The following is a 14633-nucleotide window of genomic DNA, read 5'->3' on the forward strand; positions in this document are numbered from 1 at the left end:
TCTAATTCACCTATGCACGTTCTATTGCATAGATTTAAATTGTAACGCATCGTCCGTGAGAGTAACGGATGCTGAACGGACCCACCGCTACGCGGTCGGTGGTTCGTGAGAACGCGGACCCGGTGTTAGGCCACCGGCCCGCTGGCCTCCGTGATCATGGGACGGAAGCATGCAATCGCACGACACTACAGGGCATAAATTCCCTGATCGGTCAACGGAACGAACGACGATCGAAACCGGTCTCCCACGGAGAGGTGATCCTGATGGATGAGAGTCGGACAGCGATCGGCGTCGACGTCGGCGAATACAACCTCTACACGGCCTGCCCGGCCGACCTCCCGGACTGGCGGGGCGCGCACGCGGTCTGTGGCGACGACCTCTGCGGGCTCCTCGACGACCTCCGACTCGAGGTCGCCGCCTTGCTCGCCAGTCCGTACGATCGGGCGACGATCGCCGCCTACGTCCAGCAGCGCCGCGACGCCCTCGTCGCGGAACTCGACGCCGCCGCGCGAGCGGTCTGCGAGTACGCGATCGCCTACGACGACCCGGTGCTGGTCACCGAGGACAGTCACTACCGACCCGACCTCTGGGCGTGGCTCACCGACCCCGACGCGCATCGGGGCTCCGCGTGGCTCCTCCCCGCGGCACACCTGCGGCTGCGGGCCGTCGCCGCCGAGTACCGACTCCCGGTGACGGCGGTGCCCGAAGCCTACTCCACGCAGGAGTGTCACGCCTGCGGCGTCCTCGGCACTCGAGAACGGAACACGACCGTTCGATGCACGAATTCGAACTGCCACGTCGACACCGTGGCCGCGGATTTCAACGCCGCGGCGGTCCTCGCCCGCCGCTACTACCCCGGCCGATGCTGTGACTACCGCCCGCGTGAGTCAGCCCACTCCGGCGATCGTCAGGCGCTCGCCGCCGACGGCGGACTCCGGGACTGAACGGCGGAGAAAACGACAGCAGTGGGCGACAGTGGCCGGCGTTCCCACTCGAGCGGCCCGAACGCGGCTCCGCTGGCCGGCAAACGGCGTCACTCGAACTGGGCGGTGTCGCCGCGCCGGTGGTGGTCGACCCGGTATTGGCTGGGATTTATATATCAAAAAATACACTTGGGAGTCGAGCAACTGAATAGATGACTGACTTCATCACCCCACCGGCCCTCGAACCAGGCGATAAGGTCGCGATTGTGTCCCCCGCATCCGGTCTCGCAGCAACCTTCCCACATGTCTACGAGCGCGGACTCGAGCGAATTCGATCCGTGTTTGATCTCGAGCCGGTCGAATTCCCGACGGCAACAGCGGACAGTGAATTCCTGTATAACCATCCCGAAAAGCGAGCACAAGACATCGAAAAGGCATTTTCCGACCCGGATATTCGCGGCGTGATCACGACGATCGGTGGCAACGACCAACTCAGAATTCTCGACCATTTAGATGGAGAGTTGCTCCGAGAGAACCCAACGAGATTCTACGGAATCAGTGATAATACGAATCTCGCACAGTTCCTCTGGAACCATGGGATCGTCTCGTATTATGGGGGACACGTCCTCACCGAGTTCGCCCTTCCGGGACCGCTGCCCGAGTACTTGGAGTCCGGCCTTCGATCAGCCCTCTTCGACGAGTCGATTGGGGCGATTCAACCCGCCTCGGAGTTCACAGATCAGGATTTGGGATGGGATGATCCAGAAAACATGACACAATCTCCCGAGATGGAGGAGAACCCGGGGTGGTTGTGGCGCGGCGGAGAGGCTCCCGTCACGGGGAAAACGTGGGGTGGCAATCTCGAGGTCACGTATTTACAACTCGCCGCAGATCGATATGTGCCGTCGATCGAGACACTGGATGGGAAGGTATTGCTATTGGAGACCTCGGAGGAACTACCTGACCCTGGCGTCGTCCAACGGATGCTCTTAGGAATGGGCGAACGAGGATTGCTTGAACGGTTCGACGGGTTTCTCGTCGGTAGAATCAAAGCACGCTCTCACCTCGTCGATCGGCCGAAAGAGGAACGCGAGGACTACCGAAAACAAGTTCGCAAGACGATCGTGGATGTTATCACTCAGTACAATGCGACTGCACCAATCGTCCTCAACGTTGACTTCGGTCATACGAATCCGATAGTCCCCGTCCCAATCGGTGAGACCGTCACAATCAACCCAAAAACCGGCCACGTTAGTTTCGGGTAACACGAAATTAGTATCCCCATCCTGTTAACTACGGTCTCTGTCTCGAGTTTAGAACCAAATCCCGCTCGAGCAATCCGAGAAATGGCGCGTCGTGTGTCCGACGAGACGATCCAGCGACAGCGTTGTCACTCGAGCCGGCTTACCACCACCCTCGAGCGAGCGAAGCTACTCGAACTGGGCGGTGTCCCCGCGCCGGTAGCGGTCGACCCGGCGGTAGCCGTGGACGGTCGCGCCGGGGTCGAGTTCGATCTCGTAGCGGCCGATGATGTCCTGGGTGTCGGGGACGGCTCTGCGTTCGACCACTTCGACGACGGCGCGCCAGCCGTCGTCGGTCGGGGTGATCTCGCTGACGCCGTCGAACTCGTGGCCGATGAGTTGCCCGGCGGTCGACTGGACCGTCTCGCGAACCGCGAGGATCCCCGCGATCTCCTCCTGCTCGACGTCGACCTCCTTCTCGACCTCGTCGGGGTCGGTCATCTCGTCGGCGGTCATATGGGTCGTCCCGCGGGAGCGGGGCTCCTCGATCTCGTCGCTCTCGTCCTGTTCCTCCTCCTGACTCGCTTGGCTGTCGCTCACTGTTGGATCACTCTCGTCGTGTTGGTAGCAGAAGCCGTCCTCGCCGGCCGGCCGCGAGCAGCGCTCGCCGTCCTCGGTGCGGGCCTTGCACTGCGCTCGTGATTGCGTGTCGGCTTCGGCCATGGTCTGTCGTCGGTGTTCGTTCGATCGCCTCCCTGCGGTTCAGACCGTCTCGGCGATTTTCGATCGTAGTTCCTCGATGTCGCCGCCGTTCCCGCCGGCGACCTTCGGCGCGAGGACGTCCGTGAAGACGTGGGTCAGCGTCTCGTCGTCGAACTCGCCGTCCCCGTCGTGGCCGTCGAAGACGGCCACCCCCTGCGCGGCGGTGATCGCCGCCCGGGTGCCGACGACGATCTCGAGTTCCGCCCGGAGCGCCCGCGTCTTCGCGACGATGGCTGCGATATCGTCATCGGAGAGATCGACGTGTGCGCCGACGATCTCGCGTTCGGTCTCGTCGTCGTAGTAGTCGACGTGGACGCCGATGAACCGATCGAGCAGGGCGTCCTGCTGTTCGTGGACGCCGGCGTACTCCACGTCGTTCGAGGTGAGGATCGCCCGGAACTCGGGGTGGACGTCGATCGTCCGGTCCTCGCCGCGCTTGCCCGGTCGCTCGAGGACGCCCTCCTCGAAGACCGAGAGCAGGACGTTGTGGGCGGCGGGATCACTGCGCGAGAACTCGTTGTAGACCAGCGTCGCACCCTCCCGGACGGCCACGGAGAGTGGGTTGTCGACCCAGCGCTCGCGAACGATCTGGGTCTTCTTGTCGACGCCGCTGACGTACCGGTCGTGTTCCTCGTAGCGCTCGCCACCGGCGTGGGAGCCGACCAGCGCGGCGGTGTCGACCGACTCGTCGCCGTTGAGCCAGACGACCGGGCGACCGCGCTCGGCGGCGGCCGACAGGGCAAGCGCCGTCTTCCCGCAGCCGGTCGGCCCGATCAGGTGGACCGGCTGGTCCGCCTCGAGCCAGCCGTTGATCCGGTCGCGCAGCGACCGGACGGCGTCGGTCTCGACGAACGGCTCGGGGACGACGTCGTCGGGGTCGGAAAGGGGACTGTCGCCGTTGCGTTCGCCGACGCTCGATGCCGTTCGCGCGAGCTTTTTCTTCGCTTTGCGACCTTCCTTCTGCTCGCGACTGGCACGGATCTTCGTGCCGCGGACCGTTCGCTTGCGCGACGTGTCGTCGGCCATGGGGAGTTACTCCGCCGACTTCGGCGACGACTCTGGGCGGGGCTCGACCTCGAGTTCCTCCAGCTCGTCGAGGTCGCCCTCCGCCGTGGCCTGCTCAATTTTTGCGATCTCCTCCGCGTAGTGCAGGAAGGTGTCGACCGAGGCGACCACGACGCGGGCCTCGATGGTCAGGAGTTCGATCCCGACGACCGAGATCCGCGCCCAGACGTCGATGACGACGCCCTTGTCGAGGACGCGGTCCAGTACCTCCGCGAGGCTCGAGGAGTCGGGTCTTCGTTGTGGTTGTGCCATACACCAGCTCTTCAGCGGGAGTTCGTAACACGGCTTGGACTGCGACTGCAAGCCAGGGGGAGCGGAACCCTTGCCGCCGCGACTCGGGTTGACTCGCCGGCAGGAGAGCGATGAGGGCTGCGACTGCAAGCACCACGGTAACCCGGGGCGGTGGTGTAGCCCCAACGACGATACTCGCGTACTCCCGCCCGCAGGGTTCGGACGAGTACCGCTATCGCCCCCACTGAAACGATGAGTAATCGATACGTCTACGGCGTCGTCGAAGCCGACACCGTCGAGTTCGAGACCGAGGCCGTCGCCGGTGCCGAGCGGGTCTACACCGTCTCGCATCGCCGGCTCGGGGCGGTCGTTTCGGACATCGACACCACCGACCCCGAGGAGACCGACGAGGACGCACAGCGCCACGACGAGGTCCTCCGCGAGATCATGGACTACGACGGCGGCACGACCGTCGTCCCGATGCAGTTCGGCATGGCCTTCGAGAGCGACCGGGCGCTGAAGAACGTCCTGCGCGGCGCGCGACCCGCGTTCCGGCGCGCGATGAGCGACATCGAGGGCATGGTCGAACTCGGGCTCAAACTCGTCAGCGAGGACGGGGCCGACGTCGACCGCGAGGCGATCGAGGCCGAAGTCGCGGATCGTCTCGACCCCATCGCCGCACAGGCCGTCGAGAACGACCTGTTCAGCGACCGACTCGTCCTCAATCGGTCGTACCTCGTCGCCGAGGACGATCGGGCGGCGTTCGACGACGAGATCGCCCGCTTCGAGGACGACCACGACGAACTCATGGTAAGGTACACCGGGCCGTTCGCACCCTACAGCTTCGTCGACGTGAAGATCGGCGCCCAACAGTAACCATGTTCATCCTCGACGACCTCCTGTTCCGACCGTTCGTCGGCATCATCAACGCCCTCCACTCGATCGCGCTCGACGAGCTGTACGACGTCGAGGCCCTCGAGGCCGATCTCAAGGAGAACCAGCTACTGTACGAACTCGGCGAGCGTGACGAAGACGAGTACCGGCGTCGCAAGGAGCGACTCGAGGCGGACCTCGAGGTCGCCCGCGACGTTCACGAGCGGCTCTCGAGCGGCCGCGTAGAGGTGAAACGATAATGACCGACAGCACCCCCGACGACCGCGACGAATCGGCCGACGACGGCGACTACGAGAGCGACAGCTGGCTCTCGAGCCTGCTGTCCGCACTGGAGTCTTTGGAGGGCGACACGACGTCGACCTCGGGCCGTCGCCGGAGCGACCGGGCGGTCTTCGATTACGATATCTCGATCCGATCCGGCGACGATCTTACCGCCGACCCATCGCCGTCGGAACGGCGTTCGTTCGGCGGGTGGCCGGGCGAGGGGACGGCCGGCCGCGACCGATCGCGGAACCGCCGCGTTCGGTCCACGAGCCCCTCGAGCGATCATCACGTCGCCACCCGGGAACACGAGGACGAACTGCTCGTCACGGCGGACGTCGCCGGAGTCGATCCGGCGGACGTCACGGTCGGGTTCGACGACTCGACGCTCGTCGTCGCCGTCGACGGGACCGAACTCGATCGGGTCGAGGTTCCGTGGGCGGAGCGGACCGCCGAGGCCGAGATGAGAAACGGCGTACTGACGGTTCACGTCCGAGCGCAAGCGGACGACGCCGCTACTGACGACGAGACGGCCGCCGACGATGGGACGGACGGCGGAGGCGACACATGAGCGACGCCGAGTCCGAGGAGAGTCTCGAGGCGCTGGTCGACGACGCGATCGAGAGCATCGGGCGACTCGAGGGGACGCTCGCGGACAGCGAGACGATCGACGACCTCGACGACGACACCCTCGAGACGGTCGTTGGCGACCTCGATACCCTCGTTCGGGTCGCCGAGGAGGCCGCCGAACTGCTCGAGGCGATCGACGTGAGCGAACTGCCCGACGCGGTCGACGGCGACGAACTCCTCGACGCGATCGAACTCGGGGAGATCCCCGACGCGGTGGCCGACGATGGGACGGGCGCAACCGACCTCGTCGATTTCACGGAACTCCTCGGCGCGATCGACCTCCTGAACGCTTGGAACGCCGCGGACCTGACCGACGTCTGGGAGAACAAACGCGAATTCGACGACGCGCTCGGGGACCTCGAGGACGGCGACGACGCGGGGATGCTCGAGGACGCGGTCTCGGACGTCGCGGACGGCGGGGACGACGGCGAGGGCCTGCTCGGCGACGACGAGGATGGCGTCCTCGACAGCGGCATGGACGCCGGCGCGGCGGCCAAGGAAGCGTTGGGCGATATCGATGTCGCCGAGGACCCGGCGGCCTACCAGGTCGCCATCCAGCAGCAGGCGATGCGAGGCATCGACGCCTTTCGGGCCGCACTGCTCGAGACCCACGAGAAGTTCGAGCGACTGTACGAGTTCAACCGCGAGAAGATGCGCCGCCAGGACAGGGGGACGAACTCGCGGAACCCGACGGCGTCCTCGACGATGCCCGTCGACCGGCGCGATCTCGGCGGCGGGGCCCGCTACTCGACGGTGCCCCAGGACGTGAAGCTCTCGACGGCACCCAGCCGCAAGCGGATCTACGGCCGCCGGTTCGAACTCGAGCGGGAGCGCCAGCGGCGGAACGAGCGACAGGAGAGTCAGCGGCAGACCGAACGACAGGAGACCCAACGATGACCGACCCACCACTCCGACGACCGACCGACAGCGAGGTGAGTGCGACGGCCGACCGCGCCGCGGCGATCCGTCCCAGGGGTGATCGCGGTGGTCGATGACTTCCAGCCCAGCCGCCAGAAGGCCGACCTGGCCGAGGTCGTCGAGATGCTGCTGGACAAGGGGATCGTCATCAACGCCGACATCGCCGTCTCGATCGGCGACACCCAACTGCTCGGCGTCCAGGTCCGGGCGGCAATCGCCTCCTTCGAAACCGCGGCGAAGTACGGCCTCGAGTTCCCCGAGGGAACCGACATGCGCCGGGTCGCCGAGGCGGTCGACGACCCCGCGATCGCGGAGCAGGATCGACCGAACCCGGTGATCGATCCGACTCGCGGCGTCAACGTCACGGCCGAGGACGACGCCGACGGTGAGGCGAACTCCTCGAGCGGCGAATCGACCGAGAGCAAGCTTGCCGTCGGCGACGAGGAACAGGTCAGCGAACGACTCGGTGCCAGACCCGACCCCGAGCGGCCCACCAGCGGCGGGTTCGATCTGCTCAGTGACGACGAGGCGGACTCGAGCGACGGAGACGCAGACGACGAGGCCGTCCCGGACGCGGAGTCGGAGACCGAATCGGGGGGTGACGACCCGTGACGGCGATCGACGTCGGCGACGGCGAGGACGCCCGTGACGGGCTGATGACGCTCGTCATCGCTGTCGTCGAGATCCTGATCGACGCCCTCGAGCGCGAGGCGGTCCGGCGCATGGAGTCGGGCAATCTCACCGACGAGGAGATCGAGCGGCTGGGCGGCCAACTCGCCAGGATCGAGACCGAGATCGAGCGGCTCAAGGACGACGAGGGGATCGAGGATGGCGTCGACGACCTCCGAAGCGATCTCGATGGGCTGGTCAACGACGCGATCGAACAACTCCACGGCGAGCCGACGGCGACGACGCAACCCGGCCACTCCGTCTTCGGGGGAGAGTCCGAATGAGCGACCACGATCTCGAGGACCACGCCGACCGACTCGAGACGATCGAGGGGGCAGGGACCGCGGAGCCGGCCGACGCCCCGTCGATCGACGAGGGGCGGTACCTCTACTGTCTCGTTCGGGCCGACGGGGACGCCGCGCTCGAGACGACCGGCGTCGACGGCGAGCCGGTCTCGATCGTCGTCGCGGACGGCATCGGCGCGGTTGTCCACGCCTGCGACGGCATCTACGACTCCGGAGATCTCGCCCAGATCAGGCGCTGGCTCGTCCGCCACCAGACGGTCGTCGACGAGGCGGGCCAGGCCTTCGGTACGCCGATCCCCTTCCAGTTCGATACGATCCTCCGGGGCGACGACGACGGCCTGCGCGAGTGGCTCCGCGAGGAGCGAACGATCCTCGAGCAGGCCCTTGAGGGCCTCGCCGGCCACTGGGAGTACCGCGTCGAGGTCGTCGAGATCGATCCGATCGACGACGCGGCGCTGATCGAGCGCGACGACCGCCTGCGCGACCTCGACGAGCGGATCGCCGACGCCGAGGAGGGAACCGCCTTCCTGCTCGAGAAGCAGTTCGACCAGCGGCTGACCGAACTTCGGGCGGCACGCCGGGAGTCGGTGACCGCCGACCTGCAGGAGCGACTGGCCGCGGAAGCCAGGGAGGTCCACGCCCTCGAGCGGTCGCCGAGCGCGGGACTGTCGGACGACGTGGCCGGGGGCGGGTCGGACTCGAACGCGAGCGCAGGCCGCGACGCGGACGACGGCGAGACGCTCGCCCGACTCACCCTGTTGGCCCACGAGGACGACGAGGGCGCGATCGGCTCGATCCTCGACGACGTGGCCGCAACCGACGGCCTCGAGGTCCGGTTCACGGGGCCGTGGCCGCCGTATACGTTCGCGCCCGAGCTTGGGGACAACGGCGACGGAACGGACGGCGAACACACGAACCCGAACCTATGAGACCGCGAAAGGACGACGAGAGCCTCGTCGATGTCCTCGACGTATTGCTCCGGGACGGAGCGATCCTCCGCGCGGACGTGATCGTCTCGGTCGCCGATATCCCGCTGGTCGGCATCAAGCTCACCGCGGCGATCGCCGGCATGGAGACGATGAACGAGTACGGGCTCTTCGAGGACTGGGACGCCCACCGGCGGATGGCGGCCGCTGGCCGCCGCACCCACTACGACGATCCGAACGCGGACCGGGAGGATACCGAGCCGGACGCGGCCCTCGAGGGACTCGAGGAACTCGGGATCGGCAGTTCGAACGCCGGCATCGACGAGACGGAAGAAACGAACGAGAAGGACTGATCAGGATCGCGCGAGGACCGCCCTCGTGATCGGCGAGGTCGATACGGTTCGCGGTCGGACGCCCCCGAACGGGGGCAACGGGTCAGGCGTACTTCGGGCGCTCGGTCGTGTGTTCGACCTCGCCGGTGACGGTCTCCTCGTCGCGGTCCTCGTCGTAGACGTACTTCCCGGTCGCGCCACAGAGCGTACACTCGTAGGTCTCGGAGATCTCGTTGATCATCTCGCCGTCCTCGAAGTAGACGCGGCTCTGCGTGATCTGCAGGAACTGGGCGGTCTCGCAGTTAGTGCAGGTGATCATACCCGTTCGATAGCCACGACCGGTTGTAGTTATCCGGCTTGTAACCGAAAGCGACGGGAAGCTATCGCCCTCTTACCCTGGTCTCGGCCGCTCGAGGTCCATCATGGTGACGCCGCCGACGTTCTGGCCCCCGTACGGCCGAGTAATAACACCGTAACCACCGGACAGAAGTGGGAACGCGGAACGACGAACCCGTCGCTGTTCGACGGACGAAAAATCGTCTTTCCTGACGAAATACCGTAATTACCGGGCACCGATTCGGCGGCTCCCGACCGGCGTCGAACCGGACTCGAGGCGTGGCCACGACCCGGGAACTCAGACGGTCTGCTGTACGTCATTTCCGGTGCGACCGTAGGCTGTGTCGCGGTCGCACCGATACATCGGTACAGCAAACCGTATCAGTCGCCGACGGGGACTCGTTTTCCGGTCCTCGCCGCCTCGTAGGCCGCTTCGGTCAGGGCCGTCACCCGGAGGGCGTCCCGGACCGTCGCCGGCGGCTCGGTCCCCTCGCGGACGCTCTCGAGGAAGGCGTCGGCCCGGGACCGCTCGCCTCGGGGGTCGACGTAGGGAGTATACTCGCCGGCGTCGGCGTCGATCTCGCGGACCTCTCGGGGGCCCCACTGGGTCCCCTCGAGGTAGACCGCGCCCGCGTCGTCCCACAGGTGGACGTGTTCCCGGACCGACGGCGCGTCGCCGTAGAAGGAAACCGTCCCGGTCGCGCCGTTCTCGAACGCGACGTCGAGGTGGGCGCGGCGGTCGACCCGGCCGGCCTCGTCGTGGAAGTCCATGCTGGCGGCGACCGAGGCGGGCTCGAGCCCGGTCGTCCAGAGAACGCCGTCGAGGACGTGACTGCCCGTGTCGTAGAGGAAGCCGCCGCCCGAGAGGTCCGGATCGAGCCGCCAAGTACCGCGGGAATCGTCGATCCAGTCCTGCGTGATCGAGGCGGTCACCCACTCCGGGTCGCGGTCGGCAAACCGCTCGCGGGCCCGTCGAAACGCCGTCTGGAGGTGGCGCTGGTAACCGACCATCACGGTCCGGTCGCTCGCCTCGACGCGGTCGGCGAGGTCCCGGGCCCGCTCGAGGTCTGTCGTGAGCGGCTTGTCGCAGTAGACGTGACAGCCCCGCTCGAGGGCGGCGACGACCTGTCCGTAATGAAGGGTGTGTGGCGTCCCCACGAGGACAGCATCGAGGGCCGCCTCGGCGAGCATGGTCTCGTACTCGGCGAACCGGCGGTCCGCGGGGACTCCGAACTGATCGCCCACCTTCTCGCGGACCGACGGCTCGAGGTCACAGATCGCGCCGACGGTCGCGTCCGCGTGGCGGTGGAACTGTCCGCCGACGGTCCTGCCGATGTAGCCCAGCCCGACGATGCCGATCCGGACCGGCCCGGCGTCGATGGCGTCGTTCATGGGGACCGACACGGCGTCCAGTGTCATCCCTTTGGAACCGTCACAGGCAAGCCTGGAACCGATCGCGCGGGGAACCATCGGTCCGTAGTAGCCGGCTACACCGGCGTTAGACGCCGCCTGCGTTCGATCAGAGGGGGCTACCGCCACCCAAGTGACTGCATAACAATGTCCACTGCCTGCATTGTCCGGCCTGCGGGGAGGAAAGGCCCCGCCGGGTACGCGTTCGGCCAACGGCGACGCGCTAAGCAGCCGATTGCGTGCGTTCGTGCCCGGATCGCTCGGATGTGGACTCGCCCCGCTTCGAGTACGCTCATGTCTCTCACGCCCAGGGCGGTTCCCGCCCCGCCCGGGGTTTCCGACGCTCGAGCCGCCAGCGGCGGCTACCTATCGCCGGTTAGAACTCCGTGACGACCGGAATACCGACCGTCTCGTAGTCGTCCATCGAGGCCAGCGTCTCCGGCAACTCGTCGAGCGAGAGTCGCTCGCCGATGATCTTGCTCGGCTCGAGGGTGCCCTGTGCGATCAGCTTGAACAGTTCCTCGTAGCGGACCAGCGGCATTCCGAAGGAGCCGTGGAAGTCGATCTCCTGCATCGTCATGACGTCGACGGGGAGTTCGATCTGGCCCTCCTCCTCGCCGGTCGTCAGCCCGACCTGGACGTGGCTGCCCCGCGTGCCGAGGCTGTTGACCGAGTTCTTGCAGGTGTCGGCGACGCCCAGCGCGTCGATGGAGACGTCGGCACCGCCGTCGGTGATCTCCTGGACCGCCTGGGCCGAACTGTCGACCTCGGTCACGTTGACCGTCTCGCGGGCGCCGAGTTCCTCGGCGCGCTCGAGCTTGTCGTCGACGAGGTCGATCGCGATCGGGTGGGCTCCCAGCGCGTCCGCGATGTGGATCGCCGAGAGGCCGACGCCGCCACAGCCGTGGACGGCGACCCAGTCGCCCGGCCGGAGGTCGGCGCGGTCGGCCAGCGCGTGGTAGGCCGTCATGAACCGACAGCCGAGGCCGGCCATCTCGTCGTAGTCGACTTCGTCGGGGAGTTTGACGCAGTTGAAGTCGGCTTCCCGGACGGCAAACGCCTCCGCGAACGCGCCCTGGGAGAACTCCGACAGCCCCAGCGGGAGTACCGTCTCACAGTTGTTGGCCCGCCCCTCACGACAGTGCGGACAGGTGCCGTCCCCGAGGTGGAACGGGACCGCGACGCGGTCGCCCGCCTCGAGGGTCTCGACCTCCGAGCCGACCTCGGAGACGACGCCGGCGGGCTCGTGGCCGAGGATCTGCCCCTCCGGGACGCCGGCCCCGATCCAGTTCCAGTCGCCCTGCCAGGCGTGCCAGTCACTACGACAGACTCCACACGCCTCGGTCTCGACGACGACCTGATCCGGTTCCGGTTCGGGATAGTCGACGTCTTTGACCGCGAGCGGTTCCCCATGTTCTTCGAGTACGGCTGCTCGCATGTCCTGACTGTTCGGTCAGCGAGTACAAAAGTGTGTGCGGTACGTGACCGATATGTCACAAACCCGTGTTGAGTTTCCCTCCGTTTTTCGCCGAGTCGATCCGCGGAACGGCCACGCTCGCTTCGACCGCGAACGGGGACGACGGTCGGAGAGTGACAACCGACGACCGATGTATTCGGTTCGACGAATATGTGTCGTGGTACACTGTATCGTATCGATCGTCAATGGCCATCGGTCGTCAGAGTGAGGTGTCGACTCGAGCGCCCTCGATGGCGTCACCGACTGCAAATACATCAATTCAAACTACTACTCGAAAATAGTATATGATTGTCCGATCGTCAACCGTCCAACCGGCTCGGAGATCGCGGCCCGGAGCGATAGCCCGCCACCGAAACCTCGGTACAGCCATTCGTGACGCGATGTTCGATTACGAACTGCGAAGAACTCGAGTTCCGATCGGAAACCGAACGCTGGGAAACAAAACCCCCTTCAAAACGCTGAGCAACCGGCTATACCTCGGATCTGTTTTCAATCGGTACCGACGGATGGTGTATTCGGAGTTTCGGACAAATATGAACACTATGTTATATAAATATGTTCCTATTAGATAGATTCTATTTTCTGACCAGCTGCAGGTGTTCTCGGGACGACCCGGTCGTGCCGGGTGAACACAGCGGCCACACGACGCCGGTTCAGTCCGCCTCGACGGCCCCCGTCGTCGAAACGTCGGGGTTGCGAAGCAGCGGCGCGGAGACGAACACCAGACAGCTCGTGACGAGGGCCGCACAGAGGACGTACGTCCACTGATACCCGAACCAGTTGTCGACGGCGGGGATCGCCACGAGCGGCCCGAGACTGAGTCCGATGTCGCCCATCACGTTGTAGACACCGCCCATTCGGCCGAGTTCGTCGCCGGGCGTGAGGTCCCCGAGAATGGCCATCAGCGCGGGTGCGGCGACGCCCATCCCGCCGCCGACGAGCGCGATCGCGACCAGCAACGCCTCGATCGTCGGGACGGAGCCGATGAGCAGAAAGCCCGCAGCCATCGACAGGAACGCCGGCACCGTCAACAGCGTCCGGTCGTTCATCCGGTCGGAGATCCAGCTGGTACCGAGCGTCGTCGCTCCCGAGGTGAGAACGCCGACCGCCATGACCACGCCGCTTACCCCCGCTGCGCCAAGCAGTGCGATCTCGAGGTCGTAGACGTTCGCGTAGCGCGCCAACGTCGAGAGGACGATCCCGCCCCAGAGGAACTGGACGGTGAAGTTGCCGAAGCCGATCAGGAGGACGGTGGGCCGACCGGTCAGCAACGACGGCAGTTCTCGCAGGCCGGTCGATCGGGTGTCGGTACCGCTGTGGACGTCGGGGAGGACGAGCGTCGCGATCGTGCCGGCGATCAGCGCGAGGACGCCCGCAGCGAGGAAGGCGGTCTCCATGGTGGCGAGGTCGGTCAGGACCCCGCCGACGATGAGCCCGGTCGGGAAGCCAAGCGACTGGCCGCCGCGCATGTAGCCGATCCAGCGGCCACGGTTGTCCGCGGTCGTCACGTAGGTGATGGTAGCGAAAGCACCGATGAAGACGAAGGCGCTGCCGACACCCCAGAACAGTCTCGAGAGGACGAAGACGAGACCGGGCAGCGACACCTCGCCGAGCCCCGGAACGGAGCCGAGGATCGTCGCCGGCGCGTTCAGGCCAAGGATGTAGCCGAAGGGCGCGAGCGCCTGCGTGAAGAGCCCGAAGATCATCGGTTTCCGCGCGCCGTAGCGGTCGATAATCGTTCCGGCAGGCGTGTTCATCAACAGTCGGGCGATGCGGTTGGCCGACAGGATGAAACTCAGCATGACCGCGGAGATGACGAGTTTCTCGTCGAGCAAGGGCAGCGTCGGGAACGCGACCCCGGTCGCCACCCCGCCGAAGAAGATGCCGGCGATGACCGCGAGTGCGATCGTCCGGATCTCGCCGGCCGTATGCGCCGTCTCCTCCGTCGACGCTTCACTCATCGTCGCCGCCGATCACCCGGTTCGTCCATACGCCCTCCCGTTTCGAACACGCGGCCTTCAACCTGCCTAGGTCGGACTCGCCCGCCGGCCCCGACAGCTGGTCTCTCGAGCGTCTCGAAAGTTGACTAAATCCGAGAGAACTCCCGAAATGGCAATAAACGTATGTACTGGCGGACGAGGTTAGGCGAGTAGACGCTCGAGCAACGATTAGCGCGTTTAGTATCGGGAGACTGCCGAAATAGTAGCTAATGCGGTCCGGGAGCGGTCTTCAGTCGACCGCTTGCTGGATAGG

General features: G+C 65.9%; 17 protein-coding genes. 10 read left to right on the plus strand and 7 right to left on the minus strand.

Annotation, left to right across the window (positions count from 1 at the left end):
* Positions 1-263: 263 nt before the first annotated feature.
* Both ACERIM_RS14125 and ACERIM_RS14130 read left to right on the plus strand, forming a co-directional pair.
* Positions 264-944, plus strand: coding sequence for a zinc ribbon domain-containing protein (locus ACERIM_RS14125; RefSeq protein WP_373633197.1), 681 nt, complete (start codon positions 264-266; stop codon positions 942-944).
* 191 nt (positions 945-1135) lie between these two features.
* The gene (locus tag ACERIM_RS14130; protein WP_006650654.1) at positions 1136-2188 is read left to right on the plus strand and encodes a S66 peptidase family protein; all 1053 of its coding nucleotides are present in this window, start codon (positions 1136-1138) and stop codon (positions 2186-2188) included.
* Between the two features lie 165 nt (positions 2189-2353).
* Here the strand turns inward: ACERIM_RS14130 and gvpO are convergent, their stop codons facing one another.
* The 3 genes from gvpO to gvpA are packed head-to-tail and all read right to left on the minus strand — an operon-like array spanning position 2354 to position 4243.
* Positions 2354-2887, minus strand: coding sequence for a gas vesicle protein GvpO, halophile-type (gene gvpO, locus ACERIM_RS14135; protein WP_373633198.1), 534 nt, complete (start codon positions 2885-2887; stop codon positions 2354-2356).
* 39 nt (positions 2888-2926) lie between these two features.
* The gene (gvpN, locus tag ACERIM_RS14140; protein WP_373633199.1) at positions 2927-3952 is read right to left on the minus strand and encodes a gas vesicle protein GvpN; all 1026 of its coding nucleotides are present in this window, start codon (positions 3950-3952) and stop codon (positions 2927-2929) included.
* A gap of 6 nt (positions 3953-3958) precedes the next feature.
* Positions 3959-4243, minus strand: coding sequence for a gas vesicle protein GvpA (gvpA, locus tag ACERIM_RS14145; protein ID WP_006182094.1), 285 nt, complete (start codon positions 4241-4243; stop codon positions 3959-3961).
* Positions 4244-4474: 231 nt separating this feature from the next.
* Between gvpA and ACERIM_RS14150 the strand changes: the two genes are divergently transcribed.
* The 8 genes from ACERIM_RS14150 to gvpM all read left to right on the plus strand — a co-directional run bounded on the left by ACERIM_RS14150 (position 4475) and on the right by gvpM (position 9178).
* On the plus strand, positions 4475-5098 hold the full coding sequence (locus tag ACERIM_RS14150; protein WP_373633200.1) for a GvpL/GvpF family gas vesicle protein: 624 nt from the start codon (positions 4475-4477) through the stop codon (positions 5096-5098).
* Positions 5099-5100: 2 nt separating this feature from the next.
* Positions 5101-5355 carry a gas vesicle protein GvpF gene (gene gvpF, locus ACERIM_RS14155; protein ID WP_006650650.1) on the plus strand — a complete coding sequence of 85 codons (255 nt, stop codon included), beginning with the start codon at positions 5101-5103 and terminating at the stop codon, positions 5353-5355.
* Positions 5355-5948 (plus strand): Hsp20/alpha crystallin family protein, encoded by a 594-nt coding sequence (locus tag ACERIM_RS14160; protein ID WP_373633201.1) that lies wholly within the window; start codon positions 5355-5357, stop codon positions 5946-5948. The genes gvpF and ACERIM_RS14160 overlap by 1 nt, the downstream gene beginning before the upstream one ends.
* The gene (locus ACERIM_RS14165; protein WP_373633202.1) at positions 5945-6904 is read left to right on the plus strand and encodes a hypothetical protein; all 960 of its coding nucleotides are present in this window, start codon (positions 5945-5947) and stop codon (positions 6902-6904) included. Before ACERIM_RS14160 ends, ACERIM_RS14165 begins: the two co-directional genes overlap by 4 nt.
* A 78-nt stretch (positions 6905-6982) precedes the next feature.
* A complete protein-coding gene (gene gvpJ, locus ACERIM_RS14170; protein WP_373633225.1) occupies positions 6983-7537 on the plus strand; it encodes a gas vesicle protein GvpJ in 555 nt (184 codons plus the stop codon).
* Positions 7534-7878 (plus strand): gas vesicle protein K, encoded by a 345-nt coding sequence (locus ACERIM_RS14175; RefSeq protein WP_373633203.1) that lies wholly within the window; start codon positions 7534-7536, stop codon positions 7876-7878. The genes gvpJ and ACERIM_RS14175 overlap by 4 nt, the downstream gene beginning before the upstream one ends.
* Positions 7875-8828, plus strand: a complete 954-nt coding sequence (gene gvpL / locus ACERIM_RS14180; RefSeq protein ID WP_373633204.1) for a gas vesicle protein GvpL — start codon at positions 7875-7877, stop codon at positions 8826-8828. Before ACERIM_RS14175 ends, gvpL begins: the two co-directional genes overlap by 4 nt.
* On the plus strand, positions 8825-9178 hold the full coding sequence (gene gvpM, locus ACERIM_RS14185) for a gas vesicle protein GvpM (RefSeq protein ID WP_006650644.1): 354 nt from the start codon (positions 8825-8827) through the stop codon (positions 9176-9178). Before gvpL ends, gvpM begins: the two co-directional genes overlap by 4 nt.
* 82 nt (positions 9179-9260) lie before the next feature.
* On the opposite strand, the gene ACERIM_RS14190 is transcribed toward gvpM, so the two are convergent.
* The 4 genes from ACERIM_RS14190 to ACERIM_RS14205 form a co-directional block, all read right to left on the minus strand.
* Entirely contained in the window at positions 9261-9476 is a 216-nt protein-coding gene (locus ACERIM_RS14190; protein WP_006182085.1) for a hypothetical protein, read from the minus strand.
* A gap of 398 nt (positions 9477-9874) precedes the next feature.
* On the minus strand, positions 9875-10912 hold the full coding sequence (locus tag ACERIM_RS14195) for a Gfo/Idh/MocA family protein (RefSeq protein ID WP_373633205.1): 1038 nt from the start codon (positions 10910-10912) through the stop codon (positions 9875-9877).
* Positions 10913-11279: 367 nt separating this feature from the next.
* Positions 11280-12341, minus strand: a complete 1062-nt coding sequence (locus ACERIM_RS14200; protein WP_049966625.1) for a zinc-dependent alcohol dehydrogenase family protein — start codon at positions 12339-12341, stop codon at positions 11280-11282.
* 692 nt (positions 12342-13033) lie between these two features.
* Entirely contained in the window at positions 13034-14341 is a 1308-nt protein-coding gene (locus tag ACERIM_RS14205; protein ID WP_373633206.1) for an MFS transporter, read from the minus strand.
* Positions 14342-14633: the final 292 nt, after the last annotated feature.

It is taken from the genome of Natrinema sp. H-ect1 (assembly GCF_041821105.1).
GTDB lineage: Archaea > Halobacteriota > Halobacteria > Halobacteriales > Natrialbaceae > Natrinema > Natrinema thermotolerans.

What these genes read in the sequence shown, in the direction of transcription:
- gvpF (WP_006650650.1), top strand. Translation starts at nt 5,101, where the DNA reads ATGTTCATCCTCGACGACCTCCTGTTCCGACCGTTCGTCGGCATCATC.
- ACERIM_RS14160 (WP_373633201.1), top strand. Translation starts at nt 5,355, where the DNA reads ATGACCGACAGCACCCCCGACGACCGCGACGAATCGGCCGACGACGGC.
- ACERIM_RS14150 (WP_373633200.1), top strand. Translation starts at nt 4,475, where the DNA reads ATGAGTAATCGATACGTCTACGGCGTCGTCGAAGCCGACACCGTCGAG.
- ACERIM_RS14200 (WP_049966625.1), bottom strand. Translation starts at nt 12,341, where the DNA reads ATGCGAGCAGCCGTACTCGAAGAACATGGGGAACCGCTCGCGGTCAAA.
- gvpO (WP_373633198.1), bottom strand. Translation starts at nt 2,887, where the DNA reads ATGGCCGAAGCCGACACGCAATCACGAGCGCAGTGCAAGGCCCGCACC.
- gvpL (WP_373633204.1), top strand. Translation starts at nt 7,875, where the DNA reads ATGAGCGACCACGATCTCGAGGACCACGCCGACCGACTCGAGACGATC.
- ACERIM_RS14125 (WP_373633197.1), top strand. Translation starts at nt 264, where the DNA reads ATGGATGAGAGTCGGACAGCGATCGGCGTCGACGTCGGCGAATACAAC.
- gvpA (WP_006182094.1), bottom strand. Translation starts at nt 4,243, where the DNA reads ATGGCACAACCACAACGAAGACCCGACTCCTCGAGCCTCGCGGAGGTA.
- ACERIM_RS14195 (WP_373633205.1), bottom strand. Translation starts at nt 10,912, where the DNA reads ATGACACTGGACGCCGTGTCGGTCCCCATGAACGACGCCATCGACGCC.
- ACERIM_RS14205 (WP_373633206.1), bottom strand. Translation starts at nt 14,341, where the DNA reads ATGAGTGAAGCGTCGACGGAGGAGACGGCGCATACGGCCGGCGAGATC.
- ACERIM_RS14130 (WP_006650654.1), top strand. Translation starts at nt 1,136, where the DNA reads ATGACTGACTTCATCACCCCACCGGCCCTCGAACCAGGCGATAAGGTC.
- ACERIM_RS14165 (WP_373633202.1), top strand. Translation starts at nt 5,945, where the DNA reads ATGAGCGACGCCGAGTCCGAGGAGAGTCTCGAGGCGCTGGTCGACGAC.
- ACERIM_RS14190 (WP_006182085.1), bottom strand. Translation starts at nt 9,476, where the DNA reads ATGATCACCTGCACTAACTGCGAGACCGCCCAGTTCCTGCAGATCACG.
- gvpN (WP_373633199.1), bottom strand. Translation starts at nt 3,952, where the DNA reads ATGGCCGACGACACGTCGCGCAAGCGAACGGTCCGCGGCACGAAGATC.
- gvpM (WP_006650644.1), top strand. Translation starts at nt 8,825, where the DNA reads ATGAGACCGCGAAAGGACGACGAGAGCCTCGTCGATGTCCTCGACGTA.